The sequence below is a fragment of the Herbaspirillum sp. Her4 genome (assembly GCF_057961335.1).
The window spans coordinates 865,225-887,478 of the sequence record NZ_CM176330.1 but is presented as its reverse complement, the minus strand read 5'-3'; the positions used below and the strand labels follow the sequence as shown (position 1 = coordinate 887,478).

Below are 22,254 nucleotides of genomic sequence, written 5' to 3'. Positions count from 1 at the left end.
GGTATGCGTCCGGATCAGCTTTGAACCAGTTTGCGATGGCGCTGGATGCTCATCAGGATGCCTGCGCCCAGGCCCAGCGTGACCAGCGCGGTGCCGCCATAGCTCATGAAGGGAAGCGGGACGCCCACCACCGGCAGGATGCCGCTGACCATGCCCATGTTCACGAAGGCATAGGTGAAGAAGATCATCGTGATCGCCCCGCCCAAGAGGCGCGTGAACAGCGTAGGCGCATTGGCCGTGATCATCAGGCCGCGCCCGATCAGGAGCAGGTACAGCACCAGCAGCACGCAGTTGCCGATCAGTCCGAACTCCTCCGAATAGACCGAGAAAATGAAGTCGGTGGTACGTTCGGGGATGAATTCCAGGTGGGTCTGGGTGCCCATGAGCCAGCCCTTGCCCGTGACGCCCCCGGAGCCGATGGCAATGGTGGACTGGATGATGTGGAAGCCCTTGCCCAGCGGATCGGAGGTCGGGTCGATCAGCATCATGACGCGCTGGCGCTGGTAATCGTGCATGAAGGACCACACCACCGGAAGGCTGGCCGCGCCTGCCACGAAGAGTCCCAGCAGGATCTTCCAGGGCAGGCCGGCAAAGAAGATGACGTAGAAGCCGGCCGCCAGCACCAGTAGACCGGTGCCCAGGTCAGGCTGGCGGATGATCAGAAAGCCCGGGATCAGCAGCAGGATCGCCGCCACCAGGAAGGCATCCCAGCGCAGCATGCCTTCGCGCTTCTGGAAGTACCAGGCCAGCATGAGCGGCATGGCGATCTTCATGATCTCGGAAGGCTGCACCACCATGCCGATGTTGAGCCAGCGGCGCGAGCCCTTCTTGATGATGCCGAACAGCGCCACCGCGATGAGCAGCGTCACCCCCACCGTATAGACCGGCACGGCCAGCCGCAGCAGCAGCTGGGGCGAGACGTTGGCGGCTACCCACATGACGATGAAGGCCACCAGGATGTTGCGCAGCTGGTCTTCCACCCGGCCGGGGAAGTTCATGCCAGCCGAATAGAGGGTGACGATGCCCACCGACAGGATCAGGAACACGATCAGCGACAGCGCGCCGTCGAACACCGTCAGGTGCGGCTTGATGATTTGCCACAGGGGCGGACGTTGCAGGCTCATGCCGGCTCCTCGTGCGTACTGCTTGTTGCGATGTCAGGCCTCATTCCTGCACATCCGGCTGGACGGTCGGCGTATTGCTGCTGCCGGCGTCTTCGGAGGTGGAACCTTCGACCGGGGTATCCGGGCTCACCGCCTCGGGCGCGACCGACTTGATCGGCTCATTGGGGCGCTTGCCCAGCATGAAGTAATCCATGGCCTTGCGCACCAGCGGGGCAGCCACGCCGGCACCCCAGCCACCGTTCTCGACGACGGCCGCAATGGCGATGCGCGGCGCGTCGGCCGGCGCAAAGCCGATGTAGAGGCCGTTGTCGTGGTAGATGCGCGAAAGCTTCTTGGAATCATACTTCTGGTTCTTGGCGATGTTGACCACCTGCGCCGTCCCGGTCTTGCCGCCCGACTCGTAGGGCGCGCCCCGGAAGGCGGCTGCGCCCGTGCCTTCCTTGACCACGCCCACCATGGCGCGCTTGATGAAGTCGATGTTTTCCTGCTTCAGCGGGATGCGATAGCTTTCCTTGGGCACGGTCTCTGTGCGCTCGTGGGACACCCCGTCCTCGATGATCTTGACCAGGTGCGGCTTCATCACCACGCCATTGTTGGCCAGGATGGAGGTCGCCTGCGCCAGTTGCAGCGGGGTGAAGCTGTTGTAGCCCTGCCCGATGCCCAGCGAGACGGTGTCACCGGCGATCCAGCGTTTCTGCTCGGGTTTGCGGAAGGCGGTGCGCTTCCACTCGGTAGAGGGCAGGATGCCGCGCTTCTCGTGCTCCAGGTCGATACCGGTGATCTGGCCGAAACCGAAGGGCTTCATGAAGTCATGGATGGCATTGACCCCCATGTCATTGGCCAGCATGTAGTAATAGGTGTCGCAGGAGATGGCGATGGAGCGGTACATGTCCACCACGCCGTGGCCACCTTCCTTGTCGTCGCGGAAGCGGTGATTGCCCAGCACGAAGAAGCCCGGATCGCGGATGGCATCCTGCGGGCGGCGCTTGCCCAGTTCCAGCGCAGCCAGCGCCATGAAGGGCTTGTAGGTCGAACCAGGCGAATAGAGGCCCGACAGCGGGCGGTTCAGCAGCGGACGGTCGGGCGACTTGTTCAACTCATCCCAGCTCTGCTGGTCGATGCCTTCGACGAACAAGTTGGGGTCGTAGGAGGGCTGGGAGACATAGGCCAGAATGTCGCCGGTGGCCGGGTTGATCGCCACCAGCGCGCCCTTCTGGTCGCCGAAGGCTTCTTCGACCACCTTCTGCAGCTCGATGTCGATGGACAGGATCAGGTTCTTGCCGGGCGTGGCCGGGGTGCGCGAGAGCGAGCGCACGGCGCGTCCGCTGGCCGAGATTTCCACTTCCTCGTAGCCGGTGGTGCCGTGCAGCTGGGTTTCGTAACTCTTTTCCAGGCCTTCCTTGCCGATGTAGTCGGTGCCGTTGTAGTTGGCTTCGTCGTCGGAGTCGGCGATGCGTTCGGCATCGCGCTGACTGATGCGGCCGATGTAGCCGATCACGTGCGCAGCAGTCTTGCCGTAGGGATACTGGCGGAACAGGCGGGCCTGCACTTCCACGCCGGGGAAGCGATAGCGCTGGGCGGTGAACTTGGCCACTTCCTCATCGGTGAGGCGGGTGCGGATGGGCACGCTCTCGAAGTTCTTGGATTCTTCCTGCAGGCGGCGGAAGCGGCGACGGTCGCGCTGCTGGATTTCCACGATGGTGCCCAGCTCATCGATGAGGTCATCGATGTTGGTCTTGATCTTGGAGGGCGTGATTTCCAGCGTGTAGGCCGAATAGTTGCGCGCCAGCACTACGCCGTTGCGGTCCAGGATCAGGCCGCGGTTGGGCACGATGGGCACCACCGAGATGCGGTTTTCCTCGGCCTGGGCGGCGTAGGCGTCGTGGCGCACCACCTGTAGCCACAAAAAGCGCGCCAGCAGCAGGCTGAAGCACACCAGTACCAGGACGCTCGCAGCCAGCAGGCGCATCCGGAACAGCCTCAGCTCATGCGCGGTATTCTTGAATTCGGTCATGCTGCTTGCACCTGGCCCCTCAGATGGGGCGGTTCTCGTCGCGGTCCACCGCGCGGCGCTGCGGCGCCAGCAGCAGGACGCTTACCACCGGCCACAGCAGGGCCGAGACCAGGCTCTCGCTGAAATAGAACCAGTCCGGCGACTTGCCCGTCACCAGCAGCTGGATCACCAGTTGCACCGCCTGCGCCAGCAGCATCAGCGGCAGCACGTGCAGCGCCTGGGTGCGCAGCGGGAACCACAGCACGCGGCGGTGGATCATGATGGCGAAATACGACAGCAGGGTGTAGGCCAGCGCGTTCTCGCCCAGCAGCGTGGCTTCGTTCACATCCATCAGCAGGCCCATCATGAAGGCCACGCTGATGCCGACCTTGCGCGGCTGGTGGATGTTCCAGAACACCAGCGCCAGCGCCACGAAGTCGGGCACGCCGACCATCTGCCCCCAGGGCATCAGGTTCAGCACGAACGCCACGATGAGGCTGAAGGCGATGAACAGCGGACTGGCCGGCAGGAGGATGTATTGGTTGTTCATCGTGCGGATTCCTTGGCGGCCGGTTTGGCGGTGGCGGCTGCTGCAGCCGGCGCGGCCGGGGTAGCTGAAGCGGCCGCTGCCGCAGGCTTGGCCGGCGGTGTCACGTTGGCGGCGCCCTTGCGGTCTTCGGCGGGCTTGTCCTTGGGCGTGGCGTTGGCATCCTCGGCGCTATTGTCGCGGGTGCTGTCACGCAGGCGGCGCTTGAAGAGCTTGGCCGATTTTTCATCGATCACGTCCGGCTCCGGACGCGGCGGCAGGTTCTGTTCCACCAGCAGGATCAGCAGCTGGCGATGACGGTCGATGCCGGCCAGCGGACGGCACACGATGCGCGCGAAAGAGTCCGCCGAACGGGTTTCCACCAGCGCCACGCTGGCCACCGACAGGCCCGGCGGATAGACACCGTCGATGCCCGAGGTCACCAGCACGTCACCCTTCTGGATATCGGCGTTGGCCGGCATGAAGCGCAGGTCCAGCGCGCCGGTCTGGCCGCGGCCGTAGGCCACGCTGCGCAGGCCGTTACGCAGTACCTGCACCGGGATGGCCTGGTCCTTGTCGGTCAGCAGCGTCACTTCGGAGGAGAACGGGAATACCCGCGTCACCTGGCCCACGATGCCGACCTCGTCGATGACCGGCTGGCCGGCCGTGACGCCCTGTTGCGAACCGCGATTGAGGATGATCTTGCGGGTGAAGGGATCGCGCGCATCGTAGAGGATCTCGCCGACGATGGACTTGACCGGCACCTTCTGCTGCATGTCCAGCAGCTTGCGCAGCTGCACGTTCTCGGCCGCCAGCAGGCGTTCCTGCTGCATCAGCTGGGCGTTGACGATCTGCTGCTGGCGCAGCTCGCGGTTTTCCTTCTGCAGCGAGGCCAGCGAAGAGAAGTATTCGGACGAATTGGTGAAGGCGTCGCGCGGCACCATGGCCACCGTCTGGAACGGATAGAGGGCCGTGCCCAGCGCCTGGCGCAGCGTGCCCAGCACGTGCATGCGGGCGTCGACCACCAGCATCACGACCGAGATCAATGCAAAGACGGTCACGCGCACCCGGGCCGAAGCGCCCTGCTTGAAGAGTGGTGGGATTTCCATGGCGTCAGGCCGACTGCAGGGTCACACCAGGTGACCGGCTGCAGGCGGATAACTCACTTCCTGCGTCGAAAACGGTAACAAAAAGGGGAGCCGAGGCGCTCTGGCGACCCCGTACCCGCCGACGCTGCATCGGGTGCGCACGCGGGGTGCGCATCCTGTGGCTGGTCGGTGTGAACGGCGTCATATCGAACGGTTCGGTTCCCCACTCATCCGGCAGTACATCGCTGCCGGTTCATGCTTTGCTGCCCGGGCCTGCTGTCCGGCAGGCCCATGTACCTTGATACTGCTGTACTTTGGTGCTGTGGCTGTTCTGCGACTTTCGGCCGGCTTATTCAGCCGAGAAGATCGAACCCAGCTTGTCCATGCGGTCCAGTGCCATGCCCGAGCCGCGCACCACGCAGGTCAGCGGATCTTCGGCCACGATCACCGGCAGGCCGGTTTCTTCCATCAGCAGGCGGTCCAGGTCGCGCAGCAGGGCGCCGCCACCGGTGAGCATCATGCCCTTTTCGGCGATGTCGGCACCCAGTTCCGGCGGGGTCTGTTCCAGCGCGTTCTTGACGGCCGAGACGATGTTGTTCAGCGGATCGGTCAGGGCTTCCAGGATTTCATTGCTGGAGATGGTGAAGGAACGCGGGATGCCTTCGGACAGGTTGCGGCCCTTGACTTCCATTTCCTTGACTTCCGAGCCGGGGAAGGCCGAGCCGATTTCCTTCTTGATCGCTTCGGCGGTCTGTTCGCCGATGAGCATGCCGTAGTTGCGGCGGATGTAGTTGACGATGGCTTCGTCGAACTTGTCGCCGCCCACGCGCACCGAACCCTTGTAGACCATGCCGCCCAGCGAGATGATGCCCACTTCGGTGGTGCCGCCGCCGATGTCGACCACCATCGAGCCGGTGGCGTCGGAGACCGGCAGGCCCGAGCCGATGGCCGCAGCCATCGGTTCCTCGATCAGGTAGACCTGGGATGCGCCCGCGCCCAGTGCGGATTCGCGGATGGCGCGGCGTTCCACCTGGGTCGAACCGCAGGGGACGCAGATGATGATGCGCGGGGAGGGGCGGAACAGCTTGGAGTCATGCACCATGCGGATGAATTGCTTCAACATCTGCTCGGTGACGGTGAAATCGGCGATCACGCCGTCCTTCATCGGGCGGATCGCCTCGATGTTGCCGGGCACCTTGCCCAGCATCTGCTTTGCTTCCTTGCCGACCGCCTGGATGGTCTTCTTGCCGTTGGGGCCGCCTTGCTGGCGGATCGCCACCACCGACGGCTCGTCCAGCACGATGCCATGGCCGCGCGCGTAGATCAGCGTGTTCGCGGTGCCGAGGTCGATCGCCAGATCGTTGGAGAAGTAACTGCGGAGAAATCCAAACATGAGTTGTCCTGATGCGCCCGCGAGGGGGCGCCTAGCTTTTTGATAGGGGGAGGTGTCCGTTCATGCTGCGGCGACGCGAAAATCAGGCGCCTGCAAGGCATTAATCCGACATTCTACCTTATAATTCTCGAGAAACCAGCAAGCCAGTTTGCCAAAAACGTCCGCTTTACGGGAGCTTCCGGCCGCCATCTGGCGCGGGTTTGCCGTTTTTCAAGCGATTCACGCCATGACCCGGTCGACCCGCCGCGCAAGCGAACTTGCCCCGGCAACGAGGCTGCGGAAAACGCCTTGCGGCCGCAGCGGCTACGGGTCTTCCAATTTCAACATCACGCGGCGCGCCCTGCGCGTCCTTTCGACCATGTCTCTAGTCCTTTCCGACGTCCAACGCATCGCCAAACTGTCCCAACTGGAGCTGACCCCGGCCGAGGCCGATGCCACCCTGGACAAGCTCAATGGCATCTTCGCCCTGGTGGAACAGATGCGGGCCATCGATACCTCCGGCGTGGAACCGCTGTCGCACCCGATCGCCGCCATCGAGCCGGCGCTGGCACTGCGTTTGCGCGAAGATGCCGTGACAGAATCCAATCGCCGCGAGGACTACCAGCAACCGGCCCCGGCCACCCAGGATGGCCTGTACCTGGTGCCCAAGGTCATTGAATGAATCCGGCGCTTCGCGCCAGCCACCGTCCGCTTCCGGCCCAGCCGGCCCGCAAGACCGCAGCGTAACCGACTCCATGCACAAGCTCACCCTCAAAGAACTGTCCGCGCAACTGCAAGCGCGCAAGATTTCCGCCACTGAACTGGCGACCCTGTTCCTGGACCGCATTGCGGCCAGCGACCTCAATGCCTTCCTGCATGTGGACCGCGACCTCACCCTGGCGCAGGCCAAGGCCGCCGATGTACGCCTGGCAGGCAATGATGCCGGTCCTTTGACCGGCGTGCCCATTGCACATAAGGACATCTTCGTCACCCGCAACTGGCGCACCACAGCGGGTTCGCGCATGTTGCAGGACTACGTGAGCCCCTTCGATGCCACCGTGGTGGAGCAGTTCAACGCGGCCGGTACCGTCACCTTGGGCAAGCTCAACTGTGACGAATTCGCCATGGGCTCCAGCAACGAGAACTCGTTCTATGGCGCGGTCAAGAATCCCTGGGACAAGACCGCCATCCCTGGCGGCTCCTCCGGCGGCTCGGCCGCTGCCGTGGCTGCGCGCCTGGCGCCGGCCGCTACCGCCACCGATACCGGCGGCTCGATCCGCCAGCCGGCCTCGCTGTGCGGCGTCACCGGCATCAAGCCGACCTATGGCAGCGTGTCGCGCTACGGCATGATCGCCTTCGCCTCCTCGCTGGACCAGGGCGGCCCGATCGCCAAGACGGCCGAAGACTGCGGCCTGCTGTTGAACGCCATGACCGGCTTCGATGAACGCGATTCCACCAGCCTGCAACGTCCCAAGGAAGATTTCACCCGCTCGCTGAACCAGAGCCTGCAAGGCCTGCGCATCGGCGTGCCCAAGGAATTCTTCGGTGCCGGCCTGGCCGCTGACGTGGAAGCGGCCGTGCGCGCTGCCCTGGCCGAGTTCGAGAAGCTGGGTGCGACCCTGGTCGAGATCTCGCTGCCCAAGACAGAGCTGTCCATTCCCGTGTATTACGTGATCGCCCCGGCCGAAGCCTCGTCGAATCTGTCGCGCTTCGATGGCGTGCGCTACGGTCACCGTGCCGCCGACTACAAGGACCTGGCCGACATGTACAAGAAGTCGCGCGCCGAAGGCTTTGGCGACGAGGTCAAGCGCCGCATCCTGGTTGGTTCCTATGTGCTCTCGCACGGCTACTACGACGCCTACTACCTGCAGGCCCAGAAGATCCGCCGCCTGATCGCCGAGGACTTCCAGCGCGCCCTGGCCGGCGAGAACCGCCAGTGCGACGTCATCATGGGCCCGGTCTCGCCCACCGTCGCCTGGGACCTGGGCGACAAGACCGACGACCCGGTGGCCAACTACCTGGCCGACATCTTCACGCTCTCCACCAGCCTGGCCGGTTTGCCGGGCATGTCCATTCCTTGCGGATTCGGACAGGGCGAGAAGAACGGCAAGCGTCCGGTCGGCCTGCAGATCATCGGCAATTATTTCGACGAAGCGCGCCTCTTGAACGTGGCGCACCAGTTCCAGCAGGCCACCGACTGGCACCTGCGCGAACCGGCCTGATCGCGGGCTCTCGTCAACTACAACAGCATTCGCAAGGACAACATCATGCAGTGGGAAGTCGTCATCGGCCTCGAAACGCACACGCAGCTTTCGACCCAATCCAAGATCTTCAGCGGCAGTTCGACCCGCTTCGGCGCCGAGCCCAACACCCAGGCCAGCCCGGTGGACCTGGCCTTGCCGGGCGTGTTGCCGGTCCTGAACAAGGGCGCGGTGGAACGTGCGATCCAGTTCGGCTTGGCCATCGGCGCCACCATCGCCCCGCGCTCGGTGTTCGCGCGCAAGAATTACTTCTATCCTGACCTGCCCAAGGGTTACCAGATCAGCCAGTTCGAGATCCCCGTGGTGCAAGGCGGCACCATGTCCTTCGCCGTCGAGAAGGACGGCAAGACCGAGATCAAGACCATCAACCTGACCCGCGCCCACCTTGAAGAAGACGCCGGCAAGTCCCTGCACGAGGACTACCAGGGCATGACCGGCATCGACCTCAACCGCGCCGGTACGCCCTTGCTGGAAATCGTCACCGAACCCGAGATGCGCAGCGCCGCCGAAGCCGTCGGCTACGCCAAGGCCCTGCATTCGCTGGTGGTGTGGCTGGGCATCTGCGACGGCAACATGCAGGAAGGTTCCTTCCGCTGCGACGCCAACGTCTCGGTGCGTCCGGTGGGCCAGGAGAAATTCGGCACCCGTTGCGAGATCAAGAACCTGAACTCCTTCCGCTTCCTGGAAGAGGCCATCAACTACGAAGTGCGCCGCCAGATCGAGCTGATCGAGGACGGTGGCACCGTGGTCCAGGAAACCCGCCTCTACGATCCGGACAAGAAGGAAACCCGTTCCATGCGCAGCAAGGAAGACGCGCAGGATTACCGTTACTTCCCCGACCCCGACCTGCCGCCGCTGGCCATCTCGCAGGAGTGGATCGAGCGCGTCAGGACCACCATGCCCGAGCTGCCCGCCGCGATGCGCGAGCGCTTCGTGGCCGATTATGCGCTGCCGGAATACGATGCCATGGTGCTTACGCAATCCAAGGGCATGGCCTCCTACTTCGAAGCTGTGGTGGCTGCCGCGGGCAAGGACCAGGCCAAGCCGGCCGCCAACTGGCTCATGGGTGACGTGGCCTCCACGCTCAATCGCGAAGACACCGACATCGCCGATGCGCCCGTGAAGGCCGCACAACTGGCGCTGCTGTTGAAGCGCATCGCCGACGGCACCATCTCCAACAAGATCGCCAAGGAAGTCTTTGCGGGCATGTGGGAAGCCAGGTCCGACAAGGATTCCCTGGCCGATGACATCATCGAAGCCAAGGGCCTGAAGCAGATTTCGGACAGCGGCGCGCTGGAAGCCATCGTGGACCAGGTGCTGGCCGCCAATGAAAAGTCGGTGGCGGAATTCCGCGCCGGCAAGGAACAGGCCATCAACGCCCTGATCGGCCAGGCCATGAAGGCCACGCGCGGCAAGGCCAATCCGGCGCAATTGACGGAACTGCTGCGCAAGAAGCTGGCGGGCTGATTCACGCCCGTTGCCTGGTAGCGCAACAAGTTGGTGGATGAACCCCACGCCTGGCAACGGGCGTGGGGTTTGTTATTGGGGGCTTGGAAAGAGGGGACGATTTTAATATTTGAAATAGAGGCCGTTGTCTTCCTCATCCTCGTCATCCTCATCCGGTGCGGTCAGCCGTTTGGTTGACTCCCACAAATTGATGTCGGAGGGTGATGGAAACTCCAGCGCACGAAAGATCTTTTCTGCCAGCTTGGCGAACGGAAGCCATTTTCGAAGCATGGTGAAGCAAATTCCCGAGGTGATTACCATGCCAAGGAAGAGACCCCCCAGGGCTTCCCTTGAGGAAATAAATTTGATTCCTTGCTCCAGTGACTGCTTTCCGCCAAACAGAAATAAAAGAGAAAGCGCAGTGATGAAAATAGCGTTGGCAAACAAGGTCCGTCTCAGGGCAGCGCGGAGGTATGCGCGGGTTCCTTTGATGCAATGGGGGTAAAGCGCGATAGTTCGTTCTGCTGGTTTGTACAGAGCGAACAATTCGTAACTGCCACCTTGCTTCTTGATCACAGCTTCTACATAGTCGCCATCTTTGAATGGGCTGCCCCACAACCACCCATAGACACGACGTCCTTCCAACTCAAATTGAACATAATCGCCGATACCCTCCATGGAAGAGGCATAGTTCGACAGAGTCGCCGCTTGCCCCGAGTCGCCGACCAAGGCCGACAGAATCGCTCCGAGGCGCATGTTGCTCTGATCGCGTGCGGTGAAGAAGAAATTGGCTGTCTCGCGTGACTTTCTGAAATTCTTTATATGCCCTGATAATTTCTGAAAATCATTGCTGTTGGGGATGTCTATAAAGGCGGTCAACTTTTAACTTTGTGCTCGGATAGCCGGCTCTTCTAATATTTAAAATAGAGGCCGTTGTCTTCCTCATCTTCGTCATCCTCATCCTGTGCGGTTAGACGCTTGGTGGATTCCGACAAATTGACCTCGGCGGGTCGCGGAAAATCTAGAGCACGAAATATTTTTTCCGCGAGCTTTGCAAAGGGGAGCCATTTCCAAAGTATGGCGAAGCAAATACCAGTGGTGAGTGCGATGGCAAGCAAGAATCCCCACCTCGCTTCTATTGAAGAAATGAATTCTATCCGGTAGCTCAGCGACTGATTTCCGCCCAAAAGGATGATGAGGGAAATGGCTGTGAGAAAGAGAGCGTTGGTAACCAAGGTCCTTCTTACGGCGCTACGTAAGAAAGCACGCGTGCCTTTGATGCAATGGGGATAAAGGGCAATAGTGCGTTCCCCCGGTTTATACAAAGCGAACAGCTCGTAGCAGTTTCCTTGTCGTCTGACGGCGGCTTCTACATAGTCGCCGTCCTTGAAAGGACTTCCCCATAACCATCCACCGAGAGTACGCCCGTCAAGCTCAAGTTGAACATAGTCTCCGATGCCCTCCATGGAAGAGGCATAGTTAGACAGAGTCGCCGCCTGCCCGGAGTCACCGATCAAGGCCGACAGAATGGCTCCGAGGCGCATGTTGCTCTGATCGCGTGCAGTGAAGAAGAAATTGGCTGTCTCGCGTGACTTCCTGAAATTCTTTATATGGCCTGCCAATTTCTGAAAATCATCGTCGTTGGGGATGTCTATAAATTCGGTCATTTCTGTCTTTCAAAAATATATCCGCAATTCTTCCAATGTGGGATCTTCAAGAGATCCCCAAGCTCTCTCGGAATTCGCTTCCTTGGCAGGAGGTGCTAGCGCAAGCTCCACCAGGGCTTGTTGAGAGCCAGCATTTGTTCCCTATTAGACGCGTACCCAGCGGGGGTCTCTCGCTTTTCTCCAAATGAGCAGAGGGAGCACCAGACTTGCAACTCGTCGTCAGCGAAAATCCATATTAGGACTTGTAGAGCGAATAGTCCGATAGAGAGCGCCCCTCCCATCGTCATCAATAAACCCCTTGCTACAAGTAAAGGAACTTCCTTCTGACCTACCTTTTTTGCAGCGAGAAGAAGAACTGACTTAGTAGTTAAATGACGTATATATGGGGCAGAGTAAGTGAATGCAGTTGCTATGGAGATGATTGTGCTAGCTACTCCTGCGCCGGTTTTCAATACGTATAAAAAGCTAACTCCCCACTGCTTTCTATCCGCAGCCTTAGCAAATTCCTCATAGTCCAAATAAGCCCCAATCGCCGATCCCCCGGCACTCAACAATCCCCCCGCCAACTTCAACCGCTGATAGCTCCAGAGCGAAGCGCCCTTGTCAAAATCACCTGCCGCATCCTGCGCAATCCCTTTCACCAGCGTCGCCGTGATATCGAACAGGCCCGCCGTAATCGTCATGCCTGAAGCGGCCAGCGCCAGCCAGCTTTTCTTGTCATTCTTCTTCAGGACTTCGCCCATCATCTTGGCGAAGTTGCCCCCCTCGATGAACATGACCAGCAGGTTCAACCGGATGTCCTTGACGGCATTGGTGTGCGTGCCGCTGTTCTTGAATCCTTCCCAGGCCGCGCGCAACTTCTCCGCCTGCACCGTTCTCATCTCCGGCTTGTCTTCCATCAGGAAGGTCCGGGCCGTGCGCAGCCGCTCCATAGTCTGCTGTCGCGCAATGCCTTCTTCCTTCGATTGCACCCGTATCAGCTGCAGCGAGTCCGCCGGATCCACCAGCGCCCGGATGCTCAAAAGGTGCTGGATCATTTTCTCGCCCCCATAATCGAGCGCGCTGTCGATCCGGAATCGCCGCATGATGGCGTCACCCGTCGTCATGATCTGACGATCGATGCCCCGTGTGGGATATGCCTTGAGTGCGACATCGAAGGCCATCGACCCTTTCGCGGAGGCCGCCTTGTCGTTAGCGACGTAGAGGCTTTTAGCCTTCTTGTAGACGTCGGCTACCGACTTCAGGCTCTTTTGAAAGACGGTGTGCCAGCCAAGGCTGGACGCCAGCACCTGCTTGTCGTTGTGGGCGCTGGCCTCTTTCAGGTAGGCATCGAGTTCGTGCATCGCTTCGACCTGATTGAGCGCCATGGCCCTCCATAGCAGATTGCTCTCGGTGGCCTGCATGTCGTCCACCCAGGCTGCGATCTTGCGCTGACCAACCAGGCTGTGGTTCATGCCAAAGAGCGCACGGCCGACCTGATCGTCAAACACCATGCCGTCATGGACGTTCTTTCCATGAAACTCGCTGAAGGCGTCCAGCAGACTCTTCGATTCCAGCCAGAGCACCAGGTCTTCCGTCCGCTCCTCGGCGATGCGAGCGACCTCGTCCTGGAAAGCCTGGTAGTTCTTCTTGAATTTTTCCAGCAGCGGCTTGTCCAGCCGGCTTTCATATTTTTTCCATGCACCGGCACGCGCGTAGGCAACATTCTTGCGGCCCGCTTTTCCCCGTGCACGCACCAGTTCGTCAGCCTTCACGCGCACCTTTGCCAGTTCTTCGCTACGCTGCGGTTCAGGTAGTCGATTGACGCGGTGGAGCAGATGGTCAGGATCGATGACCCGGGGCGAAATGTCCGTCATGCGCAAGTCATCGATGAGGTCGCAGATTTCCTCAAGCTTCTGCCGCTCCTGCATCGGACGAGTCGCGGCACGGGCCCGTATCGGCCCGGTATCAGGTTGCCTGATAGGCTGTGCCTGCTGAACCGCCTCTTGAAATTGAGCCGCGCGTTCCCCCAGTACTTCCCGCAAGCCGTCAATGGTCATCATCGCCGAGACCTGCTGCTCCAGTTCGTCCACGTACTTTTCCGACCAACCGACCACGTCATTGCGATAGCCATTGAGCTCATGCACGATGCCTACCGCATCCCACAGCCCCATGATCATGGGCGGATGATCTTTTCCCTTTGCCTGCTTGCCGATCTGCTGCATCAGGCTAGCGATGGTCTCGCTCTGATCCGCACGGGAAAAGGAGACATGGACGGTGCTTTCCCGCGTGAGTACTTCCTTGAAGTAGCTGCCATCCTTGGCCGGCTTGCTGATGTTTCTCATGCCGCTTCTGTTGAGCGTGCCAGCGTCATACCGCGGGCGATATTCCAATATCTGCTCGATGTTGCGTTTGCTCGCGGCAAGCCCGTGACGATAGCCGCCAGCGGCTATCCAGGTCGCCGGCTCCAAGCACTGCATCCGGCGGTCACGGAGTTTGACGTCACGCTCAAAGTCGGCCAGTGTCTCCGCACTCCACATATGCTCGGAAAACGCCAGCCAGACTCGCTTGCAGTGTTGTGGCTCTTCGATCGTGATGACCGATGCCGGGAGATTGTGCCCATTGCGCGCGCACTGGGGTTCCTCGCTGACGAGCCGGATGGCGCTCGCCGATGGCATCTTCCATAGCGTGCCGGCCTCGGAGACCGCAAAGACTTCCCATTTGATGTGGCTGCCGCTGGGATGCTTCTCGTGGAAGAGATAGAGGAAACCCTGTCTCAAGGTGCGCAGCGCATAGTTGTGATTGCGCAGAGGAACCGTCAAGACCTTGTTGCCCAACGGAGCGGGGACAAATGCATCAACCTCCTTGGGGACCACGCAATAGCGTACCGGCAGGATGGCCAGACCGCTTTTGTTGCAGTTCGGGCAGGATGGATTCTGAGGATTGGTACAAGCCATGATCAAAGCGCCTTTCGAAAAATCCCTGCCAGCAGGTCAGGGCGGTCGTGGATGACGTCTTCCAGAGCCCGTCCATATGGCACACCCTCCGCCGTCTTCAGCCATACCGGGGCCAGCAAGGGGGCAAGATGGAAGTCCATGCCAATCTCCAGCGCGTGTCTGGCAAACAGGGTGCGGCAACGGGCGTCGCGCAAACCGTAACGGCTGGCATGTTGCAGACGGTGGAAGGTGCGCTGGGGCCAGCCGGCTTGCATGGCGAGCCGGTCAGCCCACAGGCTGTCTTGCGAGCACAGCTGCAGCCATGCGGCATGGACGTTGGCAAAGTCACTGACGCCAGCCCACTGGTCGACACTCAGTTTCAGGCGCATCATGGATGGCGCGCTGTCGATGGCAGAGAGGTCTTCTGGAGAACGGTCCTGAACCAGCAAGCTGTGTTGCCGTCCGATGGCCCAGATGGCCTGGGCCGGGCCAAGCAAGGTGTGGCGTTGCTGAGCATCGAGCATGGGCCAAAGCCATTCGCGCACCCCGGGGTCATGAAACCGCAGCAAGGTGTCCAGTCCGTTCCATCTGTGGAGATAGCAGCTTGCAGCCCAATGTCGGGCCAGATCCTCGGCACTGACGGAGCAGGTGATCCATCCACATACCGAATGCCCACGCATTCTTTGTAGCTGCTCCAGTGTCCAGTCGGCCCAAGCCCATTGCACGCTGCGTTCCAGCAGATCGGAGTCGTGACGGCGCGCCAGATCCAGCGTCACCAGATAGGGCCCTAGCAGCGGGTCGAAGTTGGCATGCGCCACAGGAAGGCGCACGCGCCTGTCTTGCTCCACTTCGCCGGCGTCGAAGGGATCTTGAAGCACAGGATTGATCCACAGCAGGCATCGACTGTCCGAATGAGCGCTGAAATGGCGGTGCAGATGCTGGATCAGCACATCAGCGCCGCCAGCCACCGCTGGCGCTTGGCGGCTCACGTAGTCCATGTGCTTGATGTCGCAGGTGTCGGCGCAGCGAGCCGCCTGGTTGATCGTGCGGGTTGCGATTGGGACTTCACGGTTTTCCTCGTCGTCAGGTCTTCAGGAAGAAGCTGCGATCTGGACTGTTGGTGAAGTTGAAGTGAAAACAGGTGCAGAAGCGTGTCTGCATCAGGCCGCAGCAAGGCCGCACATCATGCGGGGCCAATATCTGCGGAAGGCGTAAAGGGAAGAAAAAGAAGCGGAAGCTAGAAAATGATCGACGTTTATCTCGTCAATGTTTCGATCATGGCGATTCTGCGGCGTCCAACACCAATGGCCGCCCCCGCGCCCAGCGATTGCTCGACAGCGAGAAGGTCAATGAACTGACCTGGTGATACCAACCCGCCGGGATGTAGAGCATCTCTCCCGGCTGCACTTCGCAGCACACCAGTGCCGCCTGGCGCGCCAGCGGAAAACGCTCCAGGTCCGGATGATCGGGGTCGAAGGGAGAACCGAACAGGATGGCATTGGCCTCCTTCGGATAGAGATACTGGTCATGATGCGGCGGTGCCAGCCAGACGCGCTTGCTGCCCCATACCTGCGCGAAGACATTGTCGTCATAGTCGCAATGCAGCGGCGTGATGCAGCCGGCCGGGCCGATCCAGAAGCGCGGCGGCCCCATCTTCTCGAAGAAGTTGGGCCAGTGGCACAGGCGATTCAATTCCCGCAATTCCAGATTGCCCAGATAGGGCGGCAGCCCGCTCTCATCGGCCAGCGCCTGTTCCAGGTAATCGACCAGCGTCATGTCCTGCATGGCGCGGTCCGGCGCGAAGGCGGTGTTGATGTAGTCGCCCACGCGGGCCCGCACCGGCAGCTGGCCGAAGTGTTCCCGCAGCGCTTGCACCGACATCGCCGAGAGCGGCCAGCGGCCGGCCATGCCCGTCATGATGAACGGCAATCCCGCCCGTGCCCGTTCACGGAAGGCCGCCGTCTTCTGCGGACCGATGCGCGCGATCTCGTGCACCTCGGGCAACGCTGCACTCGCCGCACGGATGGCCTCACGCATCTCGGCCACCGAACGCACGCCACGCACCTTGGCATCGCGCTGGTCGCGCGCCGCCTTGCGTGCAGCAGCTTCCTCCGTGCTCAGGCCGCTGACATCGGGGCGTGGCGGCAGGGACCGTGCCGCAGGATGGGCGGTTCCGGGGTGAAGTGAAGGAGAAGGCTCGGACGGTTTCATCCTCGCCATTTTAAAGGGGTTGCGGCAGTCCCTATCTCGATTGCCGCATAAGGATATGAATTCTTCTTCCTTGTTCCGGGGTAGCCGGGGGAGTGTAATAAGCGTTTGGCCAGCCGGACATGCGCCGGGCTGGCACCGCCTACACAGGAGCCCCCATGTCGGTCGCCACACTGGAACGCACGCAGCAGACGCAACAACACTTCGAGATCCGTCCTTTCGACGCCCCGCTGGGCGCGGAAATCGTTGGCCTGGACCTCAACTTGCCGGTCTCGGCGCAAGAGCTGGCGCGCATTCGCGGTGCCCTGGTCGAGCATGGGGTGGTGGTGTTCCGCGAGCAGCGCATCACGCCGCAGCAGCACATCGATTTCAGCCGCCGCTTTGGTCCGCTGCAGGTGCACGTGCTCAACCGCTTCCACCTGGCCGGGCATCCGGAGATCCTGATCGTCTCCAACGTGGTCGAGAACGGCAAGCCCATCGGCCTGGTCGATGCCGGCGCGGACTGGCACTCGGACCTGTCCTACATGCCCAAGCCCAGCCTGGGCGCGCTGCTGCATTCGCAAGAATTGCCCGCTGAACGCGGCGATACGCTCTACGCCAATACCGCTGCCGCCTGGGACAGCCTGCCCGCCGCGCTCAAGACCCAGCTCGAAGGCAAGCGCGCCGTGCACTCCTACGTCTACCGCTACGAGCGCCTGCGCAAGCTCTCGCCGTGGCGCCAGCCGCTGACGCAGCAGCAGATCGATGAAGTGCCGCCGGTGGAGCATCCGGTGGTCATCACCCATCCGGAAAGCGGCCGCAAGATCCTGTTCGTGAGCGAAGGCTTTACCTCGCACATCATCGGCATCCCGCGTGACGAAAGCGATGCGCTCCTCAAGGAACTGCACGCCCACATCACCCGTCCGGAGAATGTCTACACGCACCAATGGCAGGCGCATGACATGGTGTTCTGGGACAACCGCAGCACCCAGCACTACGCCGCGATCACCCCGCAACACCTGCGCCGCACGCTCTATCGCACCACCGTCGAAGGCGACGTGCCGCGTTGAGCGATTACTGAGGGCGCGCTGGCGCGTCCGCTACCAAGGTGGTATCGAGACGAAACACGCTGACCGCCTCGGTCAGCGAGGCCGCCTGATCCTGCATGGAGCGCGCCGCCGCGGCCGCTTCTTCCACCAGTGCGGCATTCTGCTGCGTGGCTTCATCGATATGGGTGATGGCCAGGTTGACCTGTTCGATGCCATCACTCTGTTCCTGGCTGGCCAGCGTGATCTCGCGCACGATCTCGGTCACGCGCGCCACGCTGTGCACCACCTCCTGCATGGTGTCACCGGCCTGGGCCACCAGGCGGCTGCCATCGCCGACCTTTTCCACGGAATCCCCGATCAGCTGCTTGATCTCCTTGGCCGCCGACGCTGAGCGCTGCGCCAGCGAGCGCACTTCGGAGGCCACCACCGCAAAGCCGCGTCCCTGCTCACCGGCGCGCGCCGCTTCTACTGCCGCATTGAGCGCGAGGATGTTGGTCTGGAAGGCGATGCCATCGATCACGCCGATGATGTCGGCGATCTTCTGCGACGAAGCGTGGATCTCGCCCATGGTCGCCACCACCTGCTCCACCACCGCACCACCCTGGCTGGCCACCTGTGAGGCCGATGCGGCCAGCGCATTGGCCTGGCGCGCATTGTCGGCGTTCTGCTTGACGGTGGAGGTGAGCTGTTCCATGGCCGATGCGGTTTCTTCGAGCGAACCGGCCTGCTGTTCCGTGCGCGCCGACAAATCGAGGTTGCCGGTGGCAATCTCGCGCGAGGCGACGTTGATGGTCTCGGTGCCGGAACGCACGCGCCCCACGATGTCCTGCAGGTTGCCATTCATGGACTTGAGCGCGGCCAGCAGCTGGCCGGTTTCGTCGCGGCTATTGGCCTCGATGCGCGAGGTGAGGTCGCCTGCGGCCACCGTTTCCGCGATGCTCACCGCCTGGTTCAGCGGGCGCGTGATGCTGCGCGTGAGCAGCCAGGCCAGTGCCGCGCCCAGCACGATTTCCAGCGCACCCAGCATCAGCAGCATGCTGCGGCCTGAACGATAGTCGCCGTTGATCTCAGTGGCGGCCTGGTCGATCACCTTCTTCTGGTAATCGGCATAGCGCAGCACGCTGTCGGCGTACTCATCCATCATCTTCACCAGCGTGGTATCGGTCATCTCGCGGGCGCGTGCATCGTCGCCGGCGGTCTTGATGTCGAAGATCTTTTGCCGCGTATCGCGATAGGCGGCCCGCAGCTTGCCGACTTCCGCGAAGAGACGCTTTTCCTCGGGATCGGTGATGGCCGCTTCCACTTGCTTCTGCAGCTGGCTGATCTTGGCCGATTGCGCATCGATCTGCTTCTGGAAGTATTGCTGGAAGGCATCGTCATCACTCTTCATGACGGCGAAGGTGCGCACGCCGTTTTCCTTGATGGCCGCATGCCACTGTACGGCATCGCGCTCTTTCTTCAGCGCAATCTGGGTCATCTCGTCGGTGGCGTCCCCGATATTGCCCAGACGCCACACGCCCAGGCCGACCATCACGGCCATCAACATCAGCAAGGCAATGAAGCCGATGGCCAGGCGTACGCCGATCTTGAGGTTTTTCATTCCGTCTCCCCTGATTGAGTGAGGCGACCGGCGGCTGGTGTGCTGTTTTTCTGTTGTGATCGTGAGCCGGGCGCTGGCAGCAAGGACGGGCAGCCCATCCTTGCTGTCTTTGCAGGCTAACACAGGCCCTCCCCGGCACGACACAACTCGGGAATATCCCGATACCGGGGTGTTGTATTACGGCAAAGCCCATCGGCCCGCAGCGCAAGCCCGGTGCGTGTTACCAGTCCATGGCCGGATCCAGCGGATAGATCGGCCGCCGCACCTTCTTGATCGGGAACAGCCGGAAATTGGCGCTGGTCGGGCCGCCGCTGTCGGAATCGCACTCCACCAGCGCGCGGCTGATGGGCACGAAGACCGGACGGCAATACATGCGCGACTTCAGGATCAGGAAGGCTTGCTGCGCCGGGTCCAGGCCCAGGCTGGTGAAGACCCCGAGGTCATACGGTTCGACCCGCTCCTCGGTGATGACGATGCGCGCCGCACCGATGTCCAGCAGCACGCTGCGCCCCATCTGCAAGGTCGAACCGGTGTAGATCGGCCCGGTGACGGTGAAACGGCCATCGCTGATGGCCGATACCTTTCCGGTATAAACCGGCGGCGTCTTGCTGATGCCCTGCGCAGCCAGGTCCACCTTGTTGCCCACGGCCAGCGTGACGGTCGCACCCACCCCGGCCTGCACCAGCTGCGCCACCGCTTCCGGGTCGCTCACGGGGCCCACGGCAATGCCCGTGAGACCCGCCTGCAGAGCGGCTTCCAGCACGTCCATAGTGTTGCAAGTACCGCCCGACATGACGTTGTCGCTGTGATCCAGCAGCAGCACCGGCCCTTGTCCCGGTCCCTCGCTCAGTGCACGGGCCTGCGCCAGCGATTCGGCCAGCGGCAGGCTGTCATAGACGAAGTCGTCACGTTCATTCCAGATCTGCCGCGCGATGCGCTCGGCCACGGCATCGGCCAGTGCGGTGTCGTTCTCGGTCACCACCACCACCGACATCCCCGCATCGCGGAAATCCGACAGCGGGAATCCCGCCAGCACCGACACCGCCAGCACGCCCGCTTCCTGCTCCGCCGCCTTGGCCGCTTCCACCGCGCGCTGCATGGCCGAGGCCGAGGTATTGCTGGTCAGCGTGGCCGACAGCACCGGTACCTGGCGCCAGGCCATCGTTGGCTGCGACTTGCCCTGCAGCCGTGCCAGCAGCAGGCGGCCGGCATGCTCGCCGGTCTCGAACATGTCGATGTGCGGATAGGTCTTGAAGCTGACGATCACATCGGCATGCGTGACGATCTTTCGCGTGACGTTGCCATGCAGGTCCAGCGCCACCGCCATGGGCGTATCGGGCGCGATGCGGCGGATGCGTTCGAGCAGCGTGCCTTCGCCATCCTCGGCGTTCTCGGCCACCATGGCGCCATGCAGGTCCAGCAGGATGGCATCGCAGCCACCTTCAATGGCACGCACGATGGCGTCGCACATCACCGTGTAGGCATCGGCCGCCACCGCCGCACTGGGATTGGCCCATGCAGCCAGCGGCGTGACGATCTCGGCGCCGGTCTGTTCGGCCAGTTCGAGGAAGGCGCCCATCGCGGTGCGCGCCCCCTTCTGGTCGCGATACGCTTCGGCATCCCATTGCGGGGCGAAGGCTTCAAGGGGTGTGGGAATCGGCGAGAAGGTATTGGTCTCGTGATTCATGCGTGCAATGACGATTTTCGGTTTCATGTTCAGTTTTTTGCATCAATCCAAATTCATGCAATGATCAGTCGGCGACCACGCCCGCGCTGGCCAGCATGGCCTGCAACAGCACGTTGCAGCCGGCTTCGAGGTGTTCGGGGCGGGCGTCTTCGATCTCGTTGTGGGAGACCCCATCCTTGCAGGGCACGAAGATCATGCCTGCCGGTGCCAGGCGTGCGGCATAGATGGCGTCGTGTCCCGCGCCGGAGACCACGTCCATGGTCTTGTAGCCCAGCGCGGCCGAGGCCGCGCGCACGTTGTCCACACAATCCGGATGGAAGGGGCAGGGCGGGAAGTACGATACCCGCTCCAGTTCGATGGACAGCCCGGTCTTCTTGCGCATCGCTTCCAGGTAGGCCAGCAGGTCTTCATGCATGCGCGTGAGCGAGTCCTCGCTGACGTTGCGCAGGTCGATGGAAAATTTCACCTGCCCCGGAATCACGTTGCGGCTGTTGGGCATCACCTGCACCTGGCCCACCGTGCCGCGTCCGTAAGGCGGATAGCGGTTGGCGATGGCCACTACTTCCTGCATGATGAAGGTCGATACCTGCAGCGCATCCTTGCGGATTTCCATCGGGGTCGGCCCGGCATGCGATTCAAAACCGGTCACCGTACAGTCGTACCACGACAGCCCCAGCACCGCCGGCACCACGCCGATGACGGTATCGGCATTTTCCAGCACCGGCCCCTGTTCGATGTGCGCCTCGTAATACGCACCGATGGGATGGTCGCCGCAGACCTGCTCACCGATGTAGCCGATGCGTTCCAGTTCGTCGCGCACCTTCTTGCCGTCGATATCGGTGGCGTTGTAGGCATGCTCCAGCGTGAAGGCCCCGCAGAAGACCCCCGAGCCCATCATCACCGGCACGAAGCGCGAGCCTTCTTCGTTGGTCCATACCGCCACTTCGATGGGAGCCTCGGTCTGGATGTTGTGCTGGTTCAGCGTACGGATCACCTCGATGCCGGAGAGCACGCCGTAGTTGCCGTCGAACTTGCCGCCAGTGGGCTGCGTATCGATGTGCGAGCCCGTCATCACCGGCGGCAGCGCATTGTTGCGGCCCGGGCGGCGCATGAAGATGTTGCCGATCTGGTCCACCACCACGCTCATGCCTTCAGCGCGCGCCCAGGACGTGACCAGGTCGCGGCCCTGCTTGTCGAGGTCGGTCAGGGCCAGGCGGCAGACGCCGCCCTTGGCAGTGCCGCCGATGCGGGCCAGTTCCATCAGTGAATCCCACAGGCGCGTGCCGTCGATGCGCAGGGTGGAGGCTTGTGCTTTCATGTCCATGTTTGATTCCTTGTT

At 62.0% G+C, this 22,254-nt stretch carries 17 protein-coding genes; 4 read left to right on the top strand and 13 right to left on the bottom strand.

The genetic code is table 11. The features are described 5' to 3' along the window. Nucleotides 1-14: 14 nt before the first annotated feature. From rodA to ACWFUC_RS04060, 5 genes are all read right to left on the bottom strand, one after another. Nucleotides 15-1,124 carry a rod shape-determining protein RodA gene (rodA, locus tag ACWFUC_RS04080; RefSeq protein ID WP_034340689.1) on the bottom strand — a complete coding sequence of 370 codons (1,110 nt, stop codon included), beginning with the start codon at nucleotides 1,122-1,124 and terminating at the stop codon, nucleotides 15-17. Nucleotides 1,125-1,164: 40 nt separating this feature from the next. Continuing rightward, nucleotides 1,165-3,138, bottom strand: a complete 1,974-nt coding sequence (gene mrdA, locus ACWFUC_RS04075) for a penicillin-binding protein 2 (protein WP_489624184.1) — start codon at nucleotides 3,136-3,138, stop codon at nucleotides 1,165-1,167. A 19-nt stretch (nucleotides 3,139-3,157) separates the two neighbouring features. Continuing rightward, nucleotides 3,158-3,667: a rod shape-determining protein MreD gene (gene mreD / locus ACWFUC_RS04070; protein WP_034340686.1), complete on the bottom strand. Its 510-nt coding sequence runs from the start codon at nucleotides 3,665-3,667 to the stop codon at nucleotides 3,158-3,160. Continuing rightward, the gene (gene mreC / locus ACWFUC_RS04065; RefSeq protein ID WP_489624183.1) at nucleotides 3,664-4,752 is read right to left on the bottom strand and encodes a rod shape-determining protein MreC; all 1,089 of its coding nucleotides are present in this window, start codon (nucleotides 4,750-4,752) and stop codon (nucleotides 3,664-3,666) included. Before mreC ends, mreD begins: the two co-directional genes overlap by 4 nt. A gap of 328 nt (nucleotides 4,753-5,080) precedes the next feature. After that, the gene (locus ACWFUC_RS04060) at nucleotides 5,081-6,124 is read right to left on the bottom strand and encodes a rod shape-determining protein (RefSeq protein WP_006465688.1); all 1,044 of its coding nucleotides are present in this window, start codon (nucleotides 6,122-6,124) and stop codon (nucleotides 5,081-5,083) included. A gap of 358 nt (nucleotides 6,125-6,482) precedes the next feature. On the opposite strand from ACWFUC_RS04060, the gene gatC reads away from it, so the two are divergent. The 3 genes from gatC to gatB all read left to right on the top strand — a co-directional run bounded on the left by gatC (nucleotide 6,483) and on the right by gatB (nucleotide 9,831). After that, the gene (gatC, locus tag ACWFUC_RS04055) at nucleotides 6,483-6,785 is read left to right on the top strand and encodes an Asp-tRNA(Asn)/Glu-tRNA(Gln) amidotransferase subunit GatC (RefSeq protein ID WP_134134198.1); all 303 of its coding nucleotides are present in this window, start codon (nucleotides 6,483-6,485) and stop codon (nucleotides 6,783-6,785) included. Between the two features lie 73 nt (nucleotides 6,786-6,858). After that, a complete protein-coding gene (gene gatA, locus ACWFUC_RS04050) occupies nucleotides 6,859-8,325 on the top strand; it encodes an Asp-tRNA(Asn)/Glu-tRNA(Gln) amidotransferase subunit GatA (RefSeq protein ID WP_034340678.1) in 1,467 nt (488 codons plus the stop codon). Between the two features lie 45 nt (nucleotides 8,326-8,370). Further along, nucleotides 8,371-9,831, top strand: coding sequence for an Asp-tRNA(Asn)/Glu-tRNA(Gln) amidotransferase subunit GatB (gene gatB, locus ACWFUC_RS04045; RefSeq protein WP_489624182.1), 1,461 nt, complete (start codon nucleotides 8,371-8,373; stop codon nucleotides 9,829-9,831). A gap of 102 nt (nucleotides 9,832-9,933) precedes the next feature. On the opposite strand, the gene ACWFUC_RS04040 is transcribed toward gatB, so the two are convergent. From ACWFUC_RS04040 to ACWFUC_RS04020, 5 genes are all read right to left on the bottom strand, one after another. Then, a complete protein-coding gene (locus ACWFUC_RS04040) occupies nucleotides 9,934-10,689 on the bottom strand; it encodes a putative type VI secretion system effector (RefSeq protein WP_489624181.1) in 756 nt (251 codons plus the stop codon). 32 nt (nucleotides 10,690-10,721) lie between these two features. After that, nucleotides 10,722-11,477: a putative type VI secretion system effector gene (locus tag ACWFUC_RS04035; protein WP_489624180.1), complete on the bottom strand. Its 756-nt coding sequence runs from the start codon at nucleotides 11,475-11,477 to the stop codon at nucleotides 10,722-10,724. A gap of 95 nt (nucleotides 11,478-11,572) precedes the next feature. Then, nucleotides 11,573-14,413: a T6SS effector BTH_I2691 family protein gene (locus tag ACWFUC_RS04030; RefSeq protein ID WP_489624179.1), complete on the bottom strand. Its 2,841-nt coding sequence runs from the start codon at nucleotides 14,411-14,413 to the stop codon at nucleotides 11,573-11,575. 2 nt (nucleotides 14,414-14,415) lie between these two features. Then, the gene (locus ACWFUC_RS04025) at nucleotides 14,416-15,390 is read right to left on the bottom strand and encodes a DUF4123 domain-containing protein (protein WP_489624178.1); all 975 of its coding nucleotides are present in this window, start codon (nucleotides 15,388-15,390) and stop codon (nucleotides 14,416-14,418) included. A gap of 277 nt (nucleotides 15,391-15,667) precedes the next feature. Continuing rightward, the gene (locus ACWFUC_RS04020; protein WP_489624177.1) at nucleotides 15,668-16,603 is read right to left on the bottom strand and encodes a cupin-like domain-containing protein; all 936 of its coding nucleotides are present in this window, start codon (nucleotides 16,601-16,603) and stop codon (nucleotides 15,668-15,670) included. Nucleotides 16,604-16,758: 155 nt separating this feature from the next. Between ACWFUC_RS04020 and ACWFUC_RS04015 the strand changes: the two genes are divergently transcribed. Continuing rightward, a complete protein-coding gene (locus ACWFUC_RS04015; RefSeq protein WP_288069931.1) occupies nucleotides 16,759-17,649 on the top strand; it encodes a TauD/TfdA dioxygenase family protein in 891 nt (296 codons plus the stop codon). Between the two features lie 4 nt (nucleotides 17,650-17,653). Here the strand turns inward: ACWFUC_RS04015 and ACWFUC_RS04010 are convergent, their stop codons facing one another. The 3 genes from ACWFUC_RS04010 to ACWFUC_RS04000 form a co-directional block, all read right to left on the bottom strand. Beyond that, nucleotides 17,654-19,228 (bottom strand): methyl-accepting chemotaxis protein, encoded by a 1,575-nt coding sequence (locus tag ACWFUC_RS04010; RefSeq protein WP_489624176.1) that lies wholly within the window; start codon nucleotides 19,226-19,228, stop codon nucleotides 17,654-17,656. A gap of 220 nt (nucleotides 19,229-19,448) precedes the next feature. After that, nucleotides 19,449-20,942, bottom strand: coding sequence for a M81 family metallopeptidase (locus ACWFUC_RS04005; protein WP_489624175.1), 1,494 nt, complete (start codon nucleotides 20,940-20,942; stop codon nucleotides 19,449-19,451). Between the two features lie 37 nt (nucleotides 20,943-20,979). Then, nucleotides 20,980-22,239 (bottom strand): Zn-dependent hydrolase, encoded by a 1,260-nt coding sequence (locus tag ACWFUC_RS04000; RefSeq protein WP_489624174.1) that lies wholly within the window; start codon nucleotides 22,237-22,239, stop codon nucleotides 20,980-20,982. Nucleotides 22,240-22,254: the final 15 nt, after the last annotated feature.

Coding starts and splice junctions, on each gene's coding strand:
- gatC (WP_134134198.1), top strand. CDS start 6,483: ATGTCTCTAGTCCTTTCCGACGTCCAACGCATCGCCAAACTGTCCCAA.
- ACWFUC_RS04030 (WP_489624179.1), bottom strand. CDS start 14,413: ATGGCTTGTACCAATCCTCAGAATCCATCCTGCCCGAACTGCAACAAA.
- ACWFUC_RS04020 (WP_489624177.1), bottom strand. CDS start 16,603: ATGAAACCGTCCGAGCCTTCTCCTTCACTTCACCCCGGAACCGCCCAT.
- gatB (WP_489624182.1), top strand. CDS start 8,371: ATGCAGTGGGAAGTCGTCATCGGCCTCGAAACGCACACGCAGCTTTCG.
- ACWFUC_RS04060 (WP_006465688.1), bottom strand. CDS start 6,124: ATGTTTGGATTTCTCCGCAGTTACTTCTCCAACGATCTGGCGATCGAC.
- ACWFUC_RS04000 (WP_489624174.1), bottom strand. CDS start 22,239: ATGGACATGAAAGCACAAGCCTCCACCCTGCGCATCGACGGCACGCGC.
- ACWFUC_RS04015 (WP_288069931.1), top strand. CDS start 16,759: ATGTCGGTCGCCACACTGGAACGCACGCAGCAGACGCAACAACACTTC.
- rodA (WP_034340689.1), bottom strand. CDS start 1,124: ATGAGCCTGCAACGTCCGCCCCTGTGGCAAATCATCAAGCCGCACCTG.
- mreC (WP_489624183.1), bottom strand. CDS start 4,752: ATGGAAATCCCACCACTCTTCAAGCAGGGCGCTTCGGCCCGGGTGCGC.
- ACWFUC_RS04035 (WP_489624180.1), bottom strand. CDS start 11,477: ATGACCGAATTTATAGACATCCCCAACGACGATGATTTTCAGAAATTG.
- gatA (WP_034340678.1), top strand. CDS start 6,859: ATGCACAAGCTCACCCTCAAAGAACTGTCCGCGCAACTGCAAGCGCGC.
- ACWFUC_RS04005 (WP_489624175.1), bottom strand. CDS start 20,942: ATGAAACCGAAAATCGTCATTGCACGCATGAATCACGAGACCAATACC.
- mreD (WP_034340686.1), bottom strand. CDS start 3,667: ATGAACAACCAATACATCCTCCTGCCGGCCAGTCCGCTGTTCATCGCC.
- ACWFUC_RS04025 (WP_489624178.1), bottom strand. CDS start 15,390: ATGGACTACGTGAGCCGCCAAGCGCCAGCGGTGGCTGGCGGCGCTGAT.
- ACWFUC_RS04010 (WP_489624176.1), bottom strand. CDS start 19,228: ATGAAAAACCTCAAGATCGGCGTACGCCTGGCCATCGGCTTCATTGCC.
- mrdA (WP_489624184.1), bottom strand. CDS start 3,138: ATGACCGAATTCAAGAATACCGCGCATGAGCTGAGGCTGTTCCGGATG.